Raw genomic sequence first — 437 nt, 5'->3', positions numbered from 1 at the left:
CACCCACGACTTCGCCACGGTGCGCGCTATCGCTGATGAGGTGGTGGTGATGCAGAATGGAAGGGTGGTTGAGCAGAGCCCAAAGGACCAGCTCTTCCAGCGGCCGCTCGATCCGTACACTAAGCTCCTATTGTCCTCGGTCCCGGAAATGGACCCCGACTGGCTGGCGCGCCGGATAAATCACGACCATTCGCTCACCGGAAGCAGAGAATGACTCGGCCATATTCACTTCAGCTAGTGTGAGGCTCGCATGACCGGAGGTACGGCCCAATGGCCATGACACGTTTGATGTGGCAAAATTTGAGAAGGATTTGTTTGGTGGGAGACCCCGGGCGCGGCTTTGCTCAATTTGGTACAAGAGGTTAGAATGCGCAGCGTCGATGAGTTCCGAGATATTCATGATGAGGCTATGGCTTGGCGCCATCACCTCCACCAGA

The 437-nt window shown here is 56.3% G+C and carries 1 pseudogene; it reads left to right on the top strand.

What is annotated here, in order from left to right:
- Positions 1 to 214: pseudogene (locus EN807_RS32675) on the top strand (ABC transporter); the annotation flags it as partial.
- Between the last annotated feature and the right edge of the window lie 223 nt (positions 215 to 437).

Origin of the sequence: Mesorhizobium sp. M5C.F.Ca.ET.164.01.1.1 (assembly GCF_004792125.1) — a bacterium.
GTDB classification, from domain to species: Bacteria; Pseudomonadota; Alphaproteobacteria; order Rhizobiales; family Rhizobiaceae; genus Mesorhizobium; species Mesorhizobium wenxiniae.
The sequence above is the reverse complement of the archived record's forward strand: the minus strand, read 5'-3'. Positions and strand labels throughout refer to the sequence as shown.